20 protein-coding genes are annotated in these 19512 nt (G+C 71.5%); 4 read left to right on the top strand and 16 right to left on the bottom strand.

Going from position 1 to position 19512, the window contains the following annotated elements:
- Nucleotides 1-10 precede the first annotated feature (10 nt).
- The 10 genes from pyrF to AC4BGC_RS21175 all read right to left on the bottom strand — a co-directional run bounded on the left by pyrF (nucleotide 11) and on the right by AC4BGC_RS21175 (nucleotide 10437).
- Nucleotides 11-880, bottom strand: a complete 870-nt coding sequence (gene pyrF, locus AC4BGC_RS21220) for an orotidine-5'-phosphate decarboxylase (RefSeq protein WP_490557554.1) — start codon at nucleotides 878-880, stop codon at nucleotides 11-13.
- The gene (locus AC4BGC_RS21215; protein WP_490557553.1) at nucleotides 877-1962 is read right to left on the bottom strand and encodes a quinone-dependent dihydroorotate dehydrogenase; all 1086 of its coding nucleotides are present in this window, start codon (nucleotides 1960-1962) and stop codon (nucleotides 877-879) included. Before AC4BGC_RS21215 ends, pyrF begins: the two co-directional genes overlap by 4 nt.
- Complete coding sequence (gene carB, locus AC4BGC_RS21210) at nucleotides 1959-5261, bottom strand: carbamoyl-phosphate synthase large subunit (RefSeq protein ID WP_490557552.1); 3303 nt, start codon at nucleotides 5259-5261, stop codon at nucleotides 1959-1961. Before carB ends, AC4BGC_RS21215 begins: the two co-directional genes overlap by 4 nt.
- Complete coding sequence (carA, locus tag AC4BGC_RS21205; RefSeq protein WP_490557551.1) at nucleotides 5261-6475, bottom strand: glutamine-hydrolyzing carbamoyl-phosphate synthase small subunit; 1215 nt, start codon at nucleotides 6473-6475, stop codon at nucleotides 5261-5263. Before carA ends, carB begins: the two co-directional genes overlap by 1 nt.
- Nucleotides 6472-6969 (bottom strand): PH-like domain-containing protein, encoded by a 498-nt coding sequence (locus AC4BGC_RS21200; protein ID WP_490557550.1) that lies wholly within the window; start codon nucleotides 6967-6969, stop codon nucleotides 6472-6474. The genes carA and AC4BGC_RS21200 overlap by 4 nt, the downstream gene beginning before the upstream one ends.
- Nucleotides 6970-8259 carry a dihydroorotase gene (locus AC4BGC_RS21195; RefSeq protein WP_490557549.1) on the bottom strand — a complete coding sequence of 430 codons (1290 nt, stop codon included), beginning with the start codon at nucleotides 8257-8259 and terminating at the stop codon, nucleotides 6970-6972.
- Nucleotides 8256-9191, bottom strand: coding sequence for an aspartate carbamoyltransferase catalytic subunit (locus tag AC4BGC_RS21190; protein WP_490557548.1), 936 nt, complete (start codon nucleotides 9189-9191; stop codon nucleotides 8256-8258). Before AC4BGC_RS21190 ends, AC4BGC_RS21195 begins: the two co-directional genes overlap by 4 nt.
- Nucleotides 9188-9826: a bifunctional pyr operon transcriptional regulator/uracil phosphoribosyltransferase PyrR gene (gene pyrR, locus AC4BGC_RS21185; protein ID WP_490557547.1), complete on the bottom strand. Its 639-nt coding sequence runs from the start codon at nucleotides 9824-9826 to the stop codon at nucleotides 9188-9190. The genes AC4BGC_RS21190 and pyrR overlap by 4 nt, the downstream gene beginning before the upstream one ends.
- A gap of 118 nt (nucleotides 9827-9944) precedes the next feature.
- Entirely contained in the window at nucleotides 9945-10097 is a 153-nt protein-coding gene (locus AC4BGC_RS21180; RefSeq protein ID WP_490557546.1) for a hypothetical protein, read from the bottom strand.
- Between the two features lie 130 nt (nucleotides 10098-10227).
- Nucleotides 10228-10437 (bottom strand): cupin domain-containing protein, encoded by a 210-nt coding sequence (locus tag AC4BGC_RS21175; RefSeq protein WP_490557545.1) that lies wholly within the window; start codon nucleotides 10435-10437, stop codon nucleotides 10228-10230.
- A 58-nt stretch (nucleotides 10438-10495) separates the two neighbouring features.
- Between AC4BGC_RS21175 and AC4BGC_RS21170 the strand changes: the two genes are divergently transcribed.
- The 3 genes from AC4BGC_RS21170 to AC4BGC_RS21160 are packed head-to-tail and all read left to right on the top strand — an operon-like array spanning nucleotide 10496 to nucleotide 12825.
- The gene (locus AC4BGC_RS21170) at nucleotides 10496-11155 is read left to right on the top strand and encodes a TetR/AcrR family transcriptional regulator (protein ID WP_490557544.1); all 660 of its coding nucleotides are present in this window, start codon (nucleotides 10496-10498) and stop codon (nucleotides 11153-11155) included.
- A 9-nt stretch (nucleotides 11156-11164) separates the two neighbouring features.
- Nucleotides 11165-12118: an aminotransferase class IV gene (locus tag AC4BGC_RS21165; RefSeq protein ID WP_490557543.1), complete on the top strand. Its 954-nt coding sequence runs from the start codon at nucleotides 11165-11167 to the stop codon at nucleotides 12116-12118.
- Nucleotides 12115-12825, top strand: coding sequence for a sulfotransferase-like domain-containing protein (locus tag AC4BGC_RS21160; RefSeq protein ID WP_490557542.1), 711 nt, complete (start codon nucleotides 12115-12117; stop codon nucleotides 12823-12825). The genes AC4BGC_RS21165 and AC4BGC_RS21160 overlap by 4 nt, the downstream gene beginning before the upstream one ends.
- Nucleotides 12826-12853: 28 nt before the next feature.
- Here the strand turns inward: AC4BGC_RS21160 and AC4BGC_RS21155 are convergent, their stop codons facing one another.
- The 6 genes from AC4BGC_RS21155 to efp all read right to left on the bottom strand — a co-directional run bounded on the left by AC4BGC_RS21155 (nucleotide 12854) and on the right by efp (nucleotide 17850).
- Nucleotides 12854-14206: a dihydrolipoyl dehydrogenase family protein gene (locus AC4BGC_RS21155; protein WP_490557541.1), complete on the bottom strand. Its 1353-nt coding sequence runs from the start codon at nucleotides 14204-14206 to the stop codon at nucleotides 12854-12856.
- 141 nt (nucleotides 14207-14347) lie between these two features.
- Complete coding sequence (locus AC4BGC_RS21150; protein ID WP_490557540.1) at nucleotides 14348-14974, bottom strand: hypothetical protein; 627 nt, start codon at nucleotides 14972-14974, stop codon at nucleotides 14348-14350.
- A gap of 7 nt (nucleotides 14975-14981) precedes the next feature.
- Nucleotides 14982-15791 carry a DUF1206 domain-containing protein gene (locus AC4BGC_RS21145; protein ID WP_490557539.1) on the bottom strand — a complete coding sequence of 270 codons (810 nt, stop codon included), beginning with the start codon at nucleotides 15789-15791 and terminating at the stop codon, nucleotides 14982-14984.
- Nucleotides 15788-16843, bottom strand: coding sequence for a GNAT family N-acetyltransferase (locus tag AC4BGC_RS21140; protein ID WP_490557538.1), 1056 nt, complete (start codon nucleotides 16841-16843; stop codon nucleotides 15788-15790). The genes AC4BGC_RS21145 and AC4BGC_RS21140 overlap by 4 nt, the downstream gene beginning before the upstream one ends.
- A gap of 25 nt (nucleotides 16844-16868) precedes the next feature.
- A complete protein-coding gene (nusB, locus tag AC4BGC_RS21135; protein ID WP_490557537.1) occupies nucleotides 16869-17273 on the bottom strand; it encodes a transcription antitermination factor NusB in 405 nt (134 codons plus the stop codon).
- Between the two features lie 13 nt (nucleotides 17274-17286).
- Nucleotides 17287-17850, bottom strand: coding sequence for an elongation factor P (gene efp, locus AC4BGC_RS21130; RefSeq protein ID WP_490548815.1), 564 nt, complete (start codon nucleotides 17848-17850; stop codon nucleotides 17287-17289).
- 153 nt (nucleotides 17851-18003) lie between these two features.
- Between efp and AC4BGC_RS21125 the strand changes: the two genes are divergently transcribed.
- Complete coding sequence (locus tag AC4BGC_RS21125; protein ID WP_490557536.1) at nucleotides 18004-19503, top strand: family 14 glycosylhydrolase; 1500 nt, start codon at nucleotides 18004-18006, stop codon at nucleotides 19501-19503.
- Nucleotides 19504-19512 lie beyond the last annotated feature (9 nt).

Raw genomic sequence — 19512 nt, 5'->3', positions numbered from 1 at the left:
CGGGAACGCCTCACCGACCGTCCCGCAGGGCGATGAAGGCGTCCAGCGAGCGTCCCGCGGCCGCGACCAGCGACGCCCCGTCCGGGCCGGCGCCGAGGATCTCCCGCGAGCTCGAGGGCAGCACCAGGTCGATCACGTCGCCGAAGATGCGGCGTACGTCGTCGACCGTGCCGCCCTGCGCGCCGATGCCCGGCACCAACAGGGGCCCGTTGATCGCCAGGTCCTCGGCGGTGTCCTGGATCGTCGCCCCCACGACAGCCCCGAAGGACCCGAGCGTGCCCGCCGCCGCGTTGAGGCCGCGGAGCTCGTCGAGGACGGTGCCGGCGACGCTGGCTCCGGCCTCGGTGCGGGCGCGCTGGAACGCAGGCGCCTCCGGGTTGGAGGTCAGCGCCAGGACGAAGACCCCGGTGCCGTGCTCGCGCGCCGTCTCGATCATCGGGGCGAGGCTGCCGAAGCCGAGATAGGGCGTCGCCGTGATCGCATCGACCGCCATCGGAGACCGGGGGTCGAGGTAGGCGTCTGCATAGGCCTGGGCGGTGGAGCCGATGTCTCCGCGCTTCACGTCGAGCACCACCAGCGCGCCGGCCTCCCGGCAGGTCTCGACCACCCGCTCGAGGACGCCGATCCCCCGTGCGCCGAACCGCTCGAAGAAGGCCGACTGTGGCTTGATCGCGGCCACCCGGGGCGCGAGCTCCTCGGCGGCGCGGAGGGCGAACTTCTCCAGGCCGTTGACCGAGTCGGTCAGGCCCCAGGCGTCCAGCAGGCCGACGTGGGGGTCGATCCCCACGCACAGCGGTCCGCGGCCGTCCATCGCCTCCTGGAGGCGGGCACCGAAGGGCACGGGCGCCTGCTGGTCCTGCGCCGGACGGGTACCGGTCATGGCTGCTCCCCCACTGCTCTGGTTGCCTGCATCCTCGCCGAGATCTGCGCGTTCGTCCTCGAGGGCCACCAGGGTCCTTCGTAGACGAACCCGGTGTAGGCCTGCACCAGGTCGGCCCCGGCGGCCAGTCGGTCCAGGGCGTCCTCGGCCGAGCTGATGCCGCCGACGCCGATCAGCGCCAGCCGGTCGCCGACCCGGCCCCGCAGCAGCCGGATCACCTCGTCGGCCCGTGCGCGCAGCGGTGGTCCCGAGAGGCCACCGGCCCCGGCGGCCTCCACCTCGGCGGGGGTGGAGGCCAGGCCCGCGCGCGAGATGGTGGTGTTGGTCGCCACGATCCCGTCGAGGCCGAGCTCGAGCGCCAGGTCCGCCACCGCGAGCACGTCCTCGTCGCTGAGGTCGGGCGCGATCTTCACCAGGAGCGGCACGTGCCCCGGCGACACGTCGTCGCTGCGGCGGCGTACGGCGCTCAGCAGCGGCTCGAGCCGGGCCACGGCCTGCAGGTCGCGCAGGCCCGGGGTGTTCGGGGAGGAGACGTTGACCACGAGGTAGTCGGCGAACGGCGCGAGCAGCGTGGTGCTCTTCTCGTAGTCGGCGATCGCCGCGTCCTCGGGCACCACCTTGGTCTTGCCGATGTTGATCCCCAGGGGAACGCTCCCGCTGCGGCCGGTGCGGTCCAGGCGGCGCGAGGCGAGCCTGCGTGCGACCTCCTCGGCGCCCTGGTTGTTGAAGCCCATCCGGTTGACGATGGCCCTGTCGGCCGGCAGCCGCGCCAGTCGCGGCCGCGGGTTCCCGGGCTGCGGCTCGCCGGTCACCGTGCCGATCTCGACGAACCCGAAGCCCAGGTCGGCCAGGGCGTCGAATCCCTCGCCGTTCTTGTCGAACCCGGCGGCGAGCCCGAGCAGCCCGGGGAACTGCAGTCCCATCACCGTGTGGGTCCCGGGTGCCCAACCCCGGCGCGCCCGGGCGCCGACCACGCGGGTCAGCGGCCGGGCGGCCCGGATGGCTCGGAAGGCGACGTGGTGCGCGGACTCGGGGTCGGTCCTGGTCAGCACCCGGTCGAAGAGCTGCCGGTACAGGCTCACCGAGCCCAGTCCTGCAGGGAGCGGACCCCGATGTCGGAGGCCCGCATCGCCTCGATGCCCTGCACGGCGGCACCCAGACCCTGCACGGTGGTGATGCACGGGATGTTCCTGGTGATCGCCGCGGTGCGGATCTCGTAGCCGTCCAACCGCGGCGAGCCGCCACTGGTGCTGCCGTGGGGCGTGTTCACGACCAGGTCGACCTCACCGTCGAGGATCCGGCCGACGATCGTCTTCTCGCCGTCCTCGGCGTCACCCTCGCTGTGCTTGCGCACCACGCTCGCCGAGACGCCGTTGCGCCGCAGCACCTCGGCCGTCCCCACGGTGGCCAGGATCTCGTAGCCCATGTCCGCGAGCCGCTTGATCGGGAAGATCATGCTGCGCTTGTCGCGGTTGGCCACCGAGACGAACACCCGTCCGGTCAGCGGCAGGGAGCCGTACGCCGCCGTCTGGGCCTTCGCGAAGGCCTTGCCGAAGTCGGCGTCGAAGCCCATCACCTCGCCGGTCGAGCGCATCTCCGGGCCGAGGATCGCGTCCACGTTCTTGCCCTCGGTCGTCTTGAACCGGTTGAAGGGCATCACGGCCTCCTTGACCGCGATCGGGGCGTCGCCGGGCAGGTCGCCGCCATCCCCGGTGGCGGCCAGGACGCCTTCGGCACGCAGGTCGGCGATGGTCTCGCCGAGCATGATCCGCGCCGCCGCCTTGGCCAGCGGGCGGGCGGTCGCCTTGGACACGAACGGCACCGTGCGGCTCGCCCGCGGGTTGGCCTCGAGCACGTAGAGCACGTCGGAGCCCAGTGCGAACTGGATGTTCAGCAGCCCGAGGACGCCGACACCGCGGGCGATCCCCTCGGTGGCCTCGCGGATCCGAGCGATCTCCTCCCTGCCCAGCGTGATCGGCGGGAGCGCGCAGGAGGAGTCGCCGGAGTGGATGCCGGCCTCCTCGATGTGCTCCATCACGCCGCCGAGGTAGAGGTCGGTGCCGTCGAAGAGTGCGTCGACGTCGATCTCCACCGCGTCGTCGATGAACCGGTCGACGAGCACCGGGTGCTCGGGGCTGATCTCGGTCGCGCGCTGGATGTAGCCGCTCAGCGACTCGTCGTCGTACACGATCTCCATGCCGCGACCGCCCAGGACGTACGACGGCCGCACCAGCACCGGGTACCCGATCGTGGCGGCGATCTGCTGCGCCTCGGGGAACGAGGTCGCCATCCCGTGCTTGGGAGCTGGCAGGCCGGCCTCGGCGAGGACCCGGCCGAACGCGCCGCGCTCCTCCGCGAGGTGGATCGCGGCCGGCGGGGTGCCGACGATCTTCACGCCGGCGTCCTCCAGCCCCTGGGCCAGGGCGAGCGGGGTCTGCCCGCCGAGCTGGCAGATCACGCCAGCGATCGGGCCCGCCTTGGACTCGGCGTGCACGATCTCGAGCACGTCCTCGAGGGTGAGCGGCTCGAAGTACAGCCGGTCGGAGGTGTCGTAGTCGGTGGAGACCGTCTCGGGGTTGCAGTTGACCATCACGGTCTCGTAGCCGGCCTCGTGCAGCGCGAGGCTGGCGTGCACGCACGAGTAGTCGAACTCGATGCCCTGACCGATCCGGTTGGGCCCGGAGCCCAGGATGATCACCGCCGGCTTCTCGCGCGGGGCCACCTCGGTCTCCTCGTCGTAGGAGCTGTAGTGGTACGGCGTCTTCGCGGCGAACTCGGCGGCGCAGGTGTCCACGGTCTTGTAGACGGGGCGTACGCCGAGCGCGTGCCGCACCCCGCGGACCACGTCTTCCTTCATGTCGCGGATCTTGCCGAGCTGGCCGTCGGAGAACCCGTGCCGCTTGGCCCGGCGCAGGAGCGCGGGCGTGAGCTCCTCGGCGGCGATGATCTCCTGGGCGATCTCGTTGATCAGGCACAGCTGGTCGACGAACCACGGGTCGATGCCGGTGGCGTCGTGCACCTCCTGGGCCGTCGCCCCGGCGCGCAGCGCGTCCATCACCACGCGCAGCCGGCCGTCGTGCGGCCTGCTGGCCTGCTCGAGCAGGGTGTCCTTGTCGAGCTCGACCAGCCGGTGGCTCCAGTCGAAGACCGCCTTGCCGACGCCCGAGGTCGGGGCCTCCAGCGAGCGCAGCGCCTTCTGCAGCGCCTCGGTGAAGTTGCGCCCGATCGCCATCGCCTCGCCGACCGACTTCATGTGCGTGGTCAGCGTGGGGTCGGCGGCAGGGAACTTCTCGAACGCGAACCGCGGGACCTTGACCACGACGTAGTCCAGGGTCGGCTCGAAGCTGGCCGGGGTCTCCTTGGTGATGTCGTTGGGGATCTCGTCCAGGGTGTAGCCGATCGCGACCTTGGCGGCGATCTTCGCGATCGGGAAGCCGGTGGCCTTCGAGGCCAGCGCGCTGGAGCGCGAGACCCGCGGGTTCATCTCGATCACGACGACCCGGCCGTCGGCGGGGTTGACCGCGAACTGGATGTTGCAGCCCCCGGTGTCGACACCCACCGAGCGGATGATCCCGATGGAGAGGTCGCGCAGGTACTGGTACTCGCGGTCGGTCAGCGTCATCGCGGGTGCCACGGTGATCGAGTCACCGGTGTGCACGCCCATCGGGTCGAGGTTCTCGATGGAGCACACGATCACCACGTTGTCGGCGGTGTCGCGCATCACCTCGAGCTCGTACTCCTTCCAGCCGATGATCGACTCCTCCAGGAGCACCTCGGTGGTCGGGCTGGCGGCCAGGCCCGCACCCGCGATCCGGTCCAGGTCCTCCGCGTTGTAGGCCATCCCGGAGCCGGTGCCACCCATGGTGAAGCTCGGGCGCACCACCATCGGCCAGCCGAGGTCCTTGGACGCCTCGACGCACTCCTCGAGGGTGTGGCACACCACCGAGCGGGCCACCTCGCCGCCGAGCTCCTCGACGATCTTCTTGAACGACTCGCGGTTCTCGCCGCGGTTGATCGCCTCGATGGAGGCGCCGATCAGCTCCACGCCGTACTTCTCCAGGACGCCGAGCCGGTCGAGGTCCATCGCGGTGTTCAGTGCGGTCTGGCCGCCCAGCGTGGCGAGCAGCGCGTCGGGGCGCTCCTTCTCGATCACCTTCTCGACGTACTCCGCGTTGATCGGCTCCACGTAGGTCGCGTCGGCGAACTCGGGGTCGGTCATGATCGTGGCCGGGTTTGAGTTCACCAGGATGACCCGCAGGCCCTCCTCGCGCAGCACCCGGCAGGCCTGGGTGCCGGAGTAGTCGAACTCGGCTGCCTGCCCGATCACGATCGGCCCGGAGCCGATCACGAGCACGCTCTTGATGTCCTCGCGCTTCGGCATCAGATGGAACCTTCCGGTGAAGTGGTCTCGACTGAGCTCGACCGACTAGTGGGTGAGCTCGACTGGCTAGTGGGTGAGCTCGACCGACTGGTGGTTGCGGTCATCAGGTCGGTGAACCTGTCGAAGAGGTACGCCGCGTCGTGCGGGCCGGCTGCTGCCTCGGGGTGGTACTGGACCGAGAAGCTCTTCAGGTTGCCCTCGGCGTCGCGCAGCTCGAGGCCCTCGACTACGTCGTCGTTGAGGCACACGTGGCTCACCGTGGCCGTCCCGTAGGGGGTCTCGGTCGACCCGTCGAGCGGGGCGTCGACGGCGAAGCCGTGGTTGTGGGCGGTGACCTCGACCTTGCCGGTGGTGCGGTCCATCACCGGCTGATTGATCCCGCGGTGGCCGTACTTGAGCTTGAAGGTGCCGAAGCCGAGCGCCCGGCCGAAGAGCTGGTTGCCGAAGCAGATCCCGAAGTAGGGCAGCCCCGCCTCCAGCGCCCCCTGGAGCAGCGCGATCTGGTGGGTCGTCGCGGCCGGGTCACCGGGGCCGTTGGAGAAGAACAGTCCGTCCGGGCCGGACTCCCCGACCGCCTGCACGTCCTCGAGGGTGGAGGTCGCCGGCAGCACGTGGACCTCGATGCCGCGCTCTGCCATCATCCGCGGGGTGTTCGACTTGATGCCCAGGTCGACCGCCGCGACGGTGAACCGCTTCTCGCCGATCGCCGGGACCACGTAGGCCTCCTTCGTGGAGACCTCGCCGGCGAGCTCGCTGCCGGCCATCTCACCCGACTCGCGGACCCTGGCGAGCAACGACTCGACGTCGGAGGTCGCCGAGGAGATGCCCACCCGCATCGCCCCGCGCTCGCGCAGGTGGCGGGTCAGGGCGCGGGTGTCGATCCCGCTGATCCCGACGACCCCCTGCTCGCGCAGCTCGTCGTCGAGCGAGCGCGTGGAGCGCCAGTTGGACGGGACGCGCGCGGGGTCGCGGACGACGTACCCGCTGACCCAGATGCGGCGCGACTCGATGTCCTCGTCGTTCATGCCGGTGTTGCCGATGTGCGGGCTGGTCATCACCACGACCTGCCGGTGGTACGACGGGTCGGTGAGCGTCTCCTGGTAGCCGGTCATCCCGGTGGAGAACACCGCCTCGCCGAAGGTCTCGCCGGTGGCCCCGTAGGACTCGCCCCGGAACACCCGTCCGTCCTCGAGAACGAGGATCGCGTCGCTCATGCTTCTCCCTTTTCCTGGCCAGCGTGCTGGCCCTGCGCTGACTTGCGTGTCATCTTCGAGATCGTGCGCACCCACCGGTCGGCGTCGGGTGCGGTGCGTGCCTTGTCGGCCTTGCCTGACTTGCCTGCCTTGCCGGCCTCCAGCCGGAAGCCGGTGCGCCACTGCTGCTCACCGTGCTCCCACCGGACGACCAGCAGCGCGTCGCTGCCGGTGCCGTCGAACTCCCCCGCCGAGGTGGCGCCGCGCAGGGCCGCGGCCGGGATCCGGAAGGACCCGGCCATCCGGACCACGTCGAGGGCCTCCTCGGACAGGTGCAGCCGCGAGGAGCTCTTCGCCGAGAGCGTCTTGCCGACGACCTTCTCGCCGGACGCGGTGAGCGTGCCGAGGTAGCGCGCCGGGGACTGCAGCTTGTGCGGCGGGAGGTCCGCCATCTTGGGCACCGGGACCAGGTCGGGCAGCCCGTCGGTGCGCGGGCGCCTGCGGAACAGCCCCATTCAGACCAGGCTCCCGTCGAGGACGGTGGGGACTCCGCGCAGCACCGTGGCGACGACGGCGCCGGTGAGCTTGCGCTCGTGCCACGGGTTGTTGCGCGACAGCGAGGCCGAGGTCGTGCCGTCGACCACCATGACGGCGGCCGGGTCGACCAGGGTGACGTTGGCCGGCTGGCCGACGCCCAGCGTGCCGCCGTGGCCCTCGAGCCCGGCGATCCGGGCGGGGTTCTGCGACATCACCCGGGCCACGTCTGCCCACGACATCGCCCCGGAGGCGACCATCACGTCGCTGACCACCGACAGGGCGGTCTCGAGGCCGAGCATCCCGAAGGCGGCGTCGACGAACGCGTGCTGCTTGTCGTGCCGGGCGTGCGGCGCGTGGTCGGTGGCGACCGCGTCGATGGTGCCGTCGGCGAGCGCCTCGCGCAGCGCGGCGACGTCCTCGTCGGGGCGCAGCGGCGGGTTCACCTTGTAGACGGGGTCGTAGCCGGTGAGCAGGTCGGCGGTCAGCATCAGGTGGTGCGGGGTGACCTCGGCGGTCACGTCGATCCCCTGGGCCTTGGCCCAGCGGAGCACCTCGACCGAGCCGGCGGTCGAGACGTGGGCGACGTGCACCCGGCTGTTGGTGTGCCGCGCGAGCATCACGTCGCGGGCCACGATGGTCTCCTCGGCGATCCCGGGCCACCCGGGCAGCCCGAGGCGGCCGGAGAGCTCACCTTCGTGGCAGCAGGCGGTGGGCCCGGCGAGGTCGGGGTCCTGCGAGTGCTGGGAGACGACGCCGCCGAACGCGCGGACGTACTCCAGCGCACGCCGCATCACCCGCGGGTCGTGCACGCACTTGCCGTCGTCGGAGAACACCCGCACCCTGGCGCGCGACCGCGCCATCAGCCCCAGCTCGGCGAGCTCCTCCCCGGCGAGGCCGCGGGTCACCGCGCCGACCGGCTGCACGTCGACCAGCCCGGCAGCGCGACCGAGGTCGAGGATGCGCTCGGCGGCCTCGGCGGTGTCGGTCACCGGCGAGGTGTTGGCCATCGCCAGCACGGCGGTGAACCCGCCCAGCGCGGCCGCCCTCGACCCGGTGAGCACGGTCTCGGCGTCCTCGCGACCCGGCTCGCGCAGGTGGGTGTGCAGGTCGACCAGTCCGGGCAGTGCGACCAGGCCTTCGGCGTCGATGACTCGAGCGCCCTCGGGCTCCTCGGCGACGAGGACCCCGTCCGCGACGTACAGGTCCTGGGGCTGCTCGCCCAGCGGCGCGGCCCCCTTGATGATCAGTGCCTGCGTAGGGGTACTCACGCCGCACTCCCTTCTCCTGCGAGCAGGTGGTAGAGCACCGACATCCGGATCGCGACGCCGGCCGAGACCTGGTCGAGCACCGCGGACTGCGCGGCGTCGGCCGCGTCGGCGGCGATCTCGAGCCCGCGGTTCATCGGGCCGGGGTGACAGATCGGCGCGTCCGGCTTGAGCACGGCGAGCCGGTCGCGGGTGAGGCCGTATCCCACGGTGTACTCCCGCGCGCTGGGGAAGTAGGCGCCGTGCATCCGCTCGCGCTGGACGCGGAGCATCATCACCGCGTCGGCCTCGGGCAGCACCGGGTCGAGGTCGTAGGTGGTCGCGAAGCCGGCGTCCTTCGACCAGGCGGTGACTCCTGCCGGCATCAGGGTCGGCGGGGCCACCACGGTCAGACGGGCACCGAGCTTGGTCAGCAGCAGCACGTTGCTGCGGAAGACCCGGCTGTGGGTGACGTCGCCGACGATCACCACGTGCTGGTCCTCCAGGGTCCCGAGCCGGCGGCGCAGGGTGTAGGCGTCGAGCAGCGCCTGGGTGGGGTGCTCGTGCATCCCGTCACCGGCGTTGATCACCACGGCGTCGGTCCACTGGCTCACCTGCTGCGCGGCACCGCTGGCGCCGTGCCGGATGACGAGGCCGTCGACCCCCATCGCGGCGACCGTGAGCACCGTGTCGCGCAGGCTCTCGCCCTTGCTCACGCTCGATCCCTTGCCGGAGACGTTGATGACGTCCGCGGAGAGCCACTTGCCGGCGATCTCGAAGGAGGAGCGGGTGCGGGTCGAGTCCTCGAAGAACAGGTTGACCACGGTCCGGCCACGGAGCGCGGGCAGCTTCTTGACCGAGCGGCGCTGCACGTCGTGCATCTCGGCCGCGGTGTCGAACAGGGCCTCGACGTCGGCCACGCTGAGGTCGTCGATGGAGAGCAGGTGCTTGTTCATGCGGGCAGTCCCCCCTCGTCGGCCCCGGCCTCCGGGGTCACCACCTGCCCCGCCATCGGGGCGATCCGGACCTCGTCGTACCCGTCGGACTCCTCGAGGCGGACCATCACCCGCTCGCTGCGCGAGCTGGGCAGGTTCTTGCCGACGTGGTCGGCGCGGATCGGGAGCTCGCGGTGCCCGCGGTCCACGAGTACGGCGAGCCGCACCGTCGCGGGCCTGCCGAGGTCGTTCATCGCGTCGAGCGCGGCGCGGACCGTGCGGCCGGAGAAGAGCACGTCGTCCACGAGCACGACGACCTTGCCGTCCACGCCGCCGGGAGGCATCCGGGTGTGGTGCGGCTCGCGCGCCGGGTGCCTGCGCAGGTCGTCGCGGTACATCGTGATGTCCAGTGTGCCGAGCGGGACCTCGGCGCCCTCGACCTTCGCGATCCGCTCGGCGATGCGCCGCGCGAGGTGGACGCCACGCGTGGGGATGCCGAGGAGGACGAGATCGTCGAGACCCTTGTTGCGCTCGAGGATCTCGTGCGAGATGCGGGTCAGGGCCCGGGAGATGTCACGGGCGTCGAGGACGGTTCGTCCATCGGGGACAGCGTCTGTGGTTGCTGTAGGTACAGGTGCGGGTCGGGCAGGAGCCATCGCGCCGGACCTCCTTCTCCGCCTCACAGGACGGCTCGTTAAAGGATGTCGATCGGGACCGAGACTAGCAGCCCGTCCGGGCACCTCCGGACGCGACTCGGCCTGGTGGCGGGCCGGACTACTCCGGGAGCGGCGGCCCGAGGACCTCGAGCCCGTAGCGGGGCGCGACCTCGTTCCAGCGGCCGATCTCCTCCTCCATGGAACGCCCCTCTCCCGGCGCCGGGATCTCCATCCTGGTGGCCGGCAACCCCACCTCGTCGTAGAGCCCCATCAGGCCTCCGGGAGCGGTGAGGCTCAGGAAGCGGGCCGGCCCGTCGCCCCGGATCCGGAAGGCGTGCGGCGTCCCCAGCGGCAGGTGCAGGAAGGACCCACCGGTGAGGTGGTGCGTCTCCTCGCCCGCGCTACTCGATCTCTCCCGCGAGGACGAACAGCGCCTCGGCCTCCTGGGTGTGCCGGTGCAGTGGCGTCGCGATCCCCGGTGGCTGGGTCACCAGTGACATCGCGTAGCCCCCGCCGGTCTCCCCCGCACTGACCAGGTGCTCGAACAGCGATCCCATGGCCCAGGTGCCGGGCCCGTCTCCTGCGGCGTGCACCACGACGCTGTCGCCCATGGCTGCTCCCAAGGTTGATCCGAACTGACTTCGGACGAATATTGCTACGGTAGGCCGCGTGACCGCACCCGTCAACGGCCCCCGTCGCTACCGCTCCCCGCGGCGCGAGGAGCAGGCAGCCGCGACCCGCCGTGCCGTGCTGCTGGCCGCGCGGGACCTGTTCACCGAGCGCGGCTACCCGGAGACCACGGTCGCCGACGTGGCGCGCCGGGCCGGGGTCTCGGTGGACACGCTCTACGCGAGCGTGGGACGCAAGCCGCAGCTGCTGCTGGCCGTCCACGACATGGTGCTGGGCAGCTCCGAGGAGCCGGTCCCCGCCGAGCAGCGCGACTACGTGCGCGCGGTCCGGTCCGCGGTCGGCGCCCGGGCCAAGCTGACGACGTACGCCGAGGCGCTCGGCCGGCTCTTCCCCGACACCGTCCCGCTCGCGGAGTCCCTGCGGGTGGCCGCCCAGGGCGACGCCGAGTGCCGCAAGGTCTGGGAGGGCCTCAACGAGCGCCGGGCCACCAACATGCTGGCGCTCGCACGCGACCTGCGGGCGACCGGGGAGCTCCGCGAGGACCTCACCGACGACCAGGTCGCCCACCTCGTGTGGACCACGAACAGCCCGGAGTTCTACCTGCTCACCACCGCCCGTGGCCGCTCACCGCAGGACTACGTCGCCACGGTCACCGATCTGTGGTGTCGCACGCTGCTCGCGGAGCCGCCCGCCTCCTAGGGTGCTCGCATGACATCGGGCAGCACCACCACGGGCAGCACCACCACCGGCACGCAGCACTCCTCAGACGACCCGCGCAACGCCTCGATCCTGATCTGGGTCAACGGGGAGCTGCTCCCCCGCGAACGCGCGGTGGTCTCGGTCTTCGACTCCGGGTTCGTCCTCGGCGACGGCGTCTGGGAGGGGCTGCGGGTCGCCTCGGGCCACCCCGCCTTCCTCGACCAGCACCTCGACCGGCTCGAGGAGGGCGCCCGGGCGCTGATGCTCGATCTCGGGATGAGCCGCGAGGAGCTGACCGAGGCGATCTACGCGACGCTGCGGGCCAACGAGATGACCGACGGCGTGCACGTGCGGCTGATGGTGACGCGCGGGGTGAAGTCGACGCCGTACCAGGACCCGAGGGTGACCATCGGACCCGCGACCGTGGTGATCATCGCCGAGCACAAGGAGCCCCTGCCGGCCACCGTCACCGAGGGGATCACCCTGTTCACCACCCACGTCCGCCGGGCCACGCCGGACACGCTGGACCCCAAGCTGAACGCGCACAGCAAGCTGAACGACATCCAGGCGTGCATCCAGGCCTACACGGCGGGGGCGGACGAGGCGCTGATGCTCGATCCGCAGGGGTTCGTGGCCACGTGCAACAGCACTCACTTCTTCATCGTCACCCGGGCCGGGGAGGTGTGGACCTCCGACGGCCGGTTCTGCCTGGCCGGGATCACCCGCGCGAACGTGCTCGAGGTCTGCCGGGGCAACGACATCCCCGCGCGGGAGACCACGTTCAGCCTCACCGACGTCTACAACGCCGCGGAGGCGTTCGTGACCGGGACCTTCGCCGGGGTGGTCCCGGTGCGCACCGTCGACGGCCGCACGATCGGCTCGAGGCAGCGCGGGCCGGTCGTGGAGCGGCTGCAGTCGCTCTACAAGGAGCACGTGGCCGCCGACGTGGGGTCGCGCGGATGACCGTCCGGGTGGCCATGTGGAGTGGGCCCAGAAATATTTCAACGGCCATGATGAGGGCGTGGGAGAACCGCCCGGACACCGTGGTCGTGGACGAGCCGTTCTACGCCGAGTACCTCGTCCGGACGGGCCTCGAGCACCCCGGCCGCGACGAGGTGATCGCGTCACAGCCGACCGAGGCCGACGAGGTCATCAGGTTGCTCACCACCGACGACTCCGCACCGGTGCACTACACCAAGCACATGACCCACCACCTCCCAGCGGACCTCGACCTGGGCTGGGTGGGCCACTTCCGCAACGTCCTGCTGATCCGGGATCCGGCCGAGGTGGTGGCCTCCTACGTCCGGTCGCGCGAGTCGTGCGAGCCCGAGGACATCGGCCTGCTCCAGCAGCTGCCGCTGCTCGCGGCGCTGCCTGAGGACTCACCGGTGATCGACGCGGGCGACTTCCTGCGCGACCCCGAGCGGCACCTGCGGTGGCTGTGCGACTGGCTCGGGATCGACTTCACCGACCGGATGCTGTCCTGGCCGGCGGGCCCGCGCGAGTCGGACGGCGTCTGGGCGCCCCACTGGTACGACGCGGTCCTCGCCTCCACCGGCTTCGAGCCGTGGCGCCCACGCGAGCTCCGGCTCAGCGACCACGACGCCGCGGTCGCCGAGGCCTGCCGCCCGGCGTACGACGAGCTCCGCGCCCGGCGACTGGTGCTCTGACGGCGCCCCGGGTGTGTGCGCGGACCCGTCAGGACAGGTCCGCGAGCGCGCTCTCGACCGCGCGGTGGAACGTCGGGTAGGCGTAGATCATCGACCGCAACGTGTCCGTCGGGACCTCCGCGTGCACCGCGGTGGTGAGCATCCCGAGGATCTCCCCGCCGCTGGGCCCGACCGCAGTGGCACCGACGAGGACGCCGCGGTCGGCGTCCTCGACGAGCTTGATCAGGCCGTGGGTGCGGGCGATCCAGCCGCGCGTGGACGAGGCGAGGTCGGTGAGTCCGACCCGCACCTCGAGCCCGGCGGCGCGCGCCTGCTTCTCCGTCATCCCGACCGAGCCGACCTCGGGGTCGGTGAAGGTGACGTGCGGCAGCGCCCGGTAGTCGGCGGCGGGACCGTCCTGGCCGAGGATGTCGCGCACCAGGATCGCGGACTGGTACATCGACACGTGCGTGAACGCACCGTGGCCCACGACGTCGCCGAGCGCCCACAGCCCGTCCGCGGCACGCAGCCGCTCGTCCACCTCGATCGTCCGTGCGGCCGGGTCGAGGCCGACCGTCTCCAGGCCGAGGTCGGCGAGGTTGGGCCGGCGACCGGCCGCGACCAGCAGCTGCTCCGCGTCGATCTCCCGGTCCTCGAGCACGACCCGGAAGCGCCCGTCGTCGTGGGAGACCGAGCTGATGCTCACCCCGGTGAGCACCTCGATGCCCTCGTCGGCGAAGACGTCGGCGAGCAGCCTGCTCGACTCCGGCTCCTCCGGCCCCAGGATTCGCTCCCCCACCTCGAGCACCGTGACCCGGACGCCGAACCGGCCCAGCGCCTGGGCGAGCTCGGCGCCGATGGGGCCGCCGCCGATGACGGCCAGGGAGCCGGGCAGTGACTCGATCCGGAGGATGTCGCGGTTTGTCCAGTACGGCGTCTCGGCGAGGCCCTCGATCGGCGGAGCCGCGGGCGAGGTACCGGGGTTGAGCACCACCCCGGTCGCAGCCTCGTAGACGTCGTCTCCCACCTGCACGGTGCGGGGGCCGACCAGCCTCCCGCGGCCCCGGACGAAGGTGACTCCGGCCGCGACGAGCCGGTCGACGGCGACCTTGTCGTTCCAGTCGTCGGTGGCCTCGTCACGGATCCTGGCGTGGACCTCGCCCCAGTCGGGGCGCACGTCGGCCTCTCCGGCGAGTCCCTCGACGCGTCGCGCCTCCGCGAGCACGTCGGCGGCCCGGACGATCATCTTGCTCGGGATGCAGCCGTAGTACGGGCACTCACCCCCGACCAGCCGCTCCTCGACCGCGACCACGGAGAGACCGGCCTTGGCCAGCGCAGTCGCCGTCGCCTCCCCACCCGGCCCCAGCCCGATGACCACCACGTCACATGTGTTCTTCGCCATCGCCACAGTCTCCCCCTTCCAGCGACGAGCCGCATACGCGCGGACACTAGTTCGGGATCGCCTCGTCGAGGGTGGTGCAAACCGGTGCGAGACCGGCACCCGGCTCGAACTTCTGTCCGCGCGTGTGCGAGGAGGAGCCGCTCAGCTACTCGACGAACCCACGTCGATCGTCGTGACCAGATCCGTGACCGAGGGGCGCTGGGGCGTGGAGCCGAAGCCGAAGCGGGGCTCGGGGCACACAGGGGCGAGGTCGCCGAGGTCGGCTCCGTGCCACGTGCCGCGGAGGCCGGTGACCCGGTGGAGGTCGGTGGCGCCGTAGAACTCGCGGCGGCGGTTGCCCGCCGTACCCCTGGTGCGTACGCCGCGCAGCAGCAACCGGGCCACGGGGTCGGTCACCCGCGCCCACGCCGGAGCCGTGGCCACGCGGGCCGGCACCAGTCGCAGCAGTCGGCCAAGCGACGTCCGGCTGCCCACGCGCAGGGTGAGGTCGAGGCCCGGTGCCGCCATGTGCCAGGAACGGTCACCGACCTCGGCGCTCACCGGCCCGGTCACGACGCGGTCGAAGTGGTAGGTCGCGGAGACGAAGTCCGCGACCTCCTCGTCTGGGGCGAGCAGGACCCGGGTGCCGTCGGGCTCGGCGAGCATCACGTCGGTGAAGCTGCCCAGCGGCGAGTCGCGCCAGTGGCCGACCACGACGCGTACGCCGCTCGTCGAGCCGGCGCCGGCGATCACGCCGGTGAACCGGTGCCGGCCCCTGCCCAGCGCCACCAGTGCCTCAGCGGTCGAGGTGGCGGGCCTGGGCGAAGCAGAACACGCCGAAGCAGCCGATGCCGAGACCGATCGCGACGAGCAGGTAGGGGCCGAACGGCTGCTCGAGCACCTTCAGCAGCGCCGCGTCGAGCCCACCGGACTCCTTGGGGTCGTGGGTGATCCCCGCGTAGCAGAACAGCCCGCCAACGATGGCGAAGGCGATCCCCTTGGCGATGTGGCCGACCTTGCCCAGCAGCAGGTAGGCCGCTCCGCTGTAGCCCAGCTTGCCCTCGGTCTCGAGCCGCTCCGCGAACTTCTCCGTCCAGCCCTGCCAGGCCAGCACCACGGCGTACCCGATCACGGCGAGGCCGACCGCGCCCACGATCCAGGGCCCGGCGGGGAGCCCCATCAGCCTGGCGGTGATCCCCTTGGAGCCGTCACCCGAGCCGCCGGACCCGATCGCGACCCGTACGGCGCTCACGCCGAGGACCACGAAGACGCATGCCTTGCCCGCGGAGACCGCCCGTTTGCGGACCCGGTCGAAGCCGTCCTCGTCGCGGTGGCCGAAGACCGCCTCGAGGAGGCGCCAGGCGACGAGCAGGAACATGCCCGCAGCGATCGCCCAGACCATCGTCTGGCCGAACGGCTTGCTGGCCAGCTCCTGCAGCGCACCCTGGGTGCTGGCCTGCTCCTCGCGGTCGCCGAGGGCGAGCTGGACGGCGATCCAGGCGATCAGCAGGTGCACGACTCCGTAGGCCACCAGGCCGGCCCGGACGGCGTGGTCGAGCCAGTCGCTCTGCTCGGCCTCGCGGCCCATCACCCCCGCGTCGGTCATGAGAAGTCGAGATCCTTGAACCACGACTCCAGGACGTAGCTGGTCTTCCAGCCCATCGAGGCGTAGAGGCCGTCGGCACCGGTCGGTGAGTCCGAGTCGACCTCGAGCCCGACCCGGTCGCGACCCCGGCGAGCGGCGTCGGCGATCACGGCGTGCAGCAGGGCCTTGGCCACCCCGCGCCCGCGGGCGTCGCGGTGCACGCCGATGTACTCGACGTAGCTGCCCTCGTGGCCCTCGGCGTTCTCCGGGAGCACCGTCCCCACGAGCGCCCCCGCGGCCAGCGGCTGGCCGTCGTCACCCTCGACGAACGCCAGCCACCAGTGGTCCCAGCGGTGGCCGGGGTCCTCGCGCAGGCGCTGGAGGAACTCCGGGAAGCTCTCCCGGTAGGAGTTGAAGTGGTCCTCGAAGGAGGACTCCAGCATCTCGTGCACCAGCTGGAGGTCACTGGCGACCGGGAGGCCGTTCTCGTGGGAGGCGACCCGCCGCAGGGTCACGCCCTCCCGCGGCCCGGGCAGCGACGTCGCTTCCTCGGGCACCACGGGGCGGGTCATCTGCGGCCACGTACGGCGCTTGGAGTACCCCGCGTCCGCCAGCCACTGCTGCTGCAGGGTGTCGTCCGCGAACGGGCTCGCGTCGAGGCGGGTGCCGTCGACCTCGCGCAGCTTGGAGATCTCCTCGGCCTGCTCCTCGGCCCACTTGTAGAGCGCCCCGGCGAGGGCGGTGGCCTCCTCGAGGGAGCGGTCGACGTACAGCGCGACCATGGTGCGGCCCGCAGCCCGGTCGTGTACGACGACCCAGGCGCCCGGGCGTCCGTCGGGGCTGATCGCCAGCAGCTGCCGGCGCGTCCAGGACGCCGGCCCGGCGACCTCGGACTCGATCGCCTCGCGGTCCACCGAGGACGACCCCGTGTGGGCGAGTCGGTCGGCGCCGCGCAGGGCGACCAGGACCTCGAGGTCCTCCAGGAGCGGGACCCGAGCGGTCCAGCCCTCGGGGAACCCGTCGGGAGTGGTGATCGCTGCGTCGGGGACGGGAGGCTTCGTGTCGGGGGTCACCCGGCCATCCTGCCGGAACCGGCCGTCACCGGGCGAGGGTGTCGCTGTCGCGGACGATGTTGCCGAGCACGCCGTTGACGAACGAAGGCGACTCGTCCGTGGACAGGTCGCGCACCAGGTTCAGTGCCTCGGAGACCGCCACGGCGGCGGGCACGTCGTCGACGTACAGGACCTCGAAGGTCGCCAGCCTGAGCACGTTGCGGTCCACCGCCGGCATCCGGTCCAGCGTCCAGCCCTGCGCGTAGCCGGCGATCACCTCGTCTAGCCGGGCGCGGTGCTCGGTGACACCCTGCACCAGCTCGACGGTGTACTCGTTGACCGCTCCTGCCTCCGCCTGCTCCTGCAGCGCCTCCACCGTGGAGCGGTTGCGCATCTCCGAGGCGAAGAGGACGTCCAGCGCCCTCTTGCGGGCCTTCGAACGCGCGCTCATTCCGCGGACCCCATCAGCTGCTGACGCGGCCCAGGTAGGACGAGTCGCGCGTGTCCACCTTGATCTTCTCGCCGGTGGTGATGAACAGCGGCACCGAGATCTGGTGGCCGGTCTCCAGCGTCGCCGGCTTGGTGCCGCCGGTGGACCGGTCGCCCTGCAGGCCCGGCTCGGTGTACTGCACCTCGAGCTCGACCGAGGCCGGGAGCTCGATGTACAGGACCTCGCCCTCGTTGGTGGCGACCAGGGCCTCCTGGTTCTCCAGCAGGAAGTTGGTGGCGTCGCCGACGACCTCCGGGGAGACCTCCAGCTGCTCGTAGGTGCCGGTGTCCATGAACACGAACGAGGTGCCGTCGTTGTAGAGGTACTGCATCGTCCGCTTGTCGACGCTGGCCACCTCGACCTTGACGTCGGCGTTGAAGGTGCGGTCGACGGTCTTGCCCGAGCTGATGCTCCGCAGCTTGCTGCGCACGACCGCGCCGCCCTTGCCGGGCTTGTGGTGCTGGAACCACATGACCTGCCAGAGCTGGCCGTCGAGCTTGAGCACCATGCCGTTCTTCAGGTCGTTCGTCGTTGCCATGCGGGTATCTCGCACCTTCGGGGGGTCGGGGGCTGGTGAGCGGCTGCTGAGAGTAGCTGGGGCCCGACCTGGTCGGGCACAACGTCTGAGTCTAACCGGCGAGGGGCCCGGCGACCTCTGGCGACTCCCGGCGAGTGGTGGCAGCATGCGGAGATGGGCTCGTGGACCAGGAAGTTCGCCGCACCGACCATCGCACTGGCCAGCTCGCTGGCCGTCTCCCTGGCTGTCTCGGCCACGCTGTGGGCGGTGCCCGCGGCGGCGGCCGACGCCCCGCGGCCCCCGGGCCCGGTGGCACGCGGCAACCCTGACTTCAGCGCCAACGTGATGGCGCCGCTCAAGGTGACCGACTGGGCCGACTTCCGCAGCGACCTGGCCTCGGTCAAGGCGTACGGCGTGGACGCGGTCAGCGTCGACGTCTGGTGGGGCGACGTCGAGGGACGGTCCGACAACCGGTTCGACTGGAGCTACTACGACCGCGTGTTCTCGACGATCACCGCCGCGGGCCTCGACATCGCGCCGATCTTCTCCTTCCACCAGTGCGGCGGCAACGTCGGCGACGACTACACCAGCCTGCTGCCGGGCTGGCTGTGGAAGAAGTACGCCGGCCGCACCCTCGACGGGGTCCGCATCGGGCCCAAGGGGCTCCAGCACCGCAGCGAGCAGGGCAACTGGTCGGCCGAGACGGTGCAGGGCTGGGCGGACCGGCTGGTGGCCGGTGAGTACCGCGACTTCACCAAGGCGTTCACCCGTCGCTTCGCGAAGAAGTTCGGCCGCGACATCACCGAGATCAACGTCTCGCTCGGCCCCTCGGGCGAGCTGCGGTACCCGTCGTACAACAGCCACGACACGGGCACCGGCTACCCGACCCGCGGCGGCCTGCAGTCCTACTCCCCGCTCGCGGTCCGGGACCTCCAGGCGTGGGCGATCGACCGCTACCGCTCGCTGCGAGGCGTCAACCGGGCCTGGGGCACCGAGTACCGCTCGGTCCGACAGATCCGGCCGCCGGCCGACGCGGACGCGTTCTTCGAGACCGGCGCCTACCGCAGCACGCGCTACGGCACCGACTTCGTGGACTGGTACAACGGCTCGCTGGGCGCCCACGGCAAGCGGATGCTGACCACCGTGATCAAGGCGCTGGGCGGGAAGTTCCGCCACGCCGACATCGGCTACAAGGTGCCCGGCATCCACTGGCAGATGGGCGCGGGCTCGCCGTACCCGCGAGCCACCGAGGTGACCACCGGCCTGATCCAGACCAGCGTGGACGAGTCCGCCTGGCGCACCGGTCACGGCTACGCCCGGATCATCGAGCTCGGCTCCCGCCCGATCGCCCGCCGGCACGTGGTGATGCACTTCACCGCGCTGGAGATGGGCGACAACGACCCCGGCGACGTCGACACCGCCAGCGGGCTGCGCCCCCACTCCCTGGCGAAGACCCTGGTCGGCTGGATCGGCGACTACGCCCACCGGGTGGGCACCGACCTCAAGGGCGAGAACGCCCTCAGCGGTGGGGTCCAGTACGACTTCGGCTGGGACCAGATCAACGACGCCTTCGAGACCTGGGGCTACCTCGGGCTGACCGTGCTCCGGATGGGCGACGTGGCCGAGGGCACCGGCGCCACTCGCTACGCGCAGTTCATCGACGACTACCGCTGACCGCTGCCG

Source organism: Nocardioides sp. Z38_18, assembly GCF_058215695.1.
This window is presented reverse-complemented; position numbering and strand designations above follow the sequence as displayed.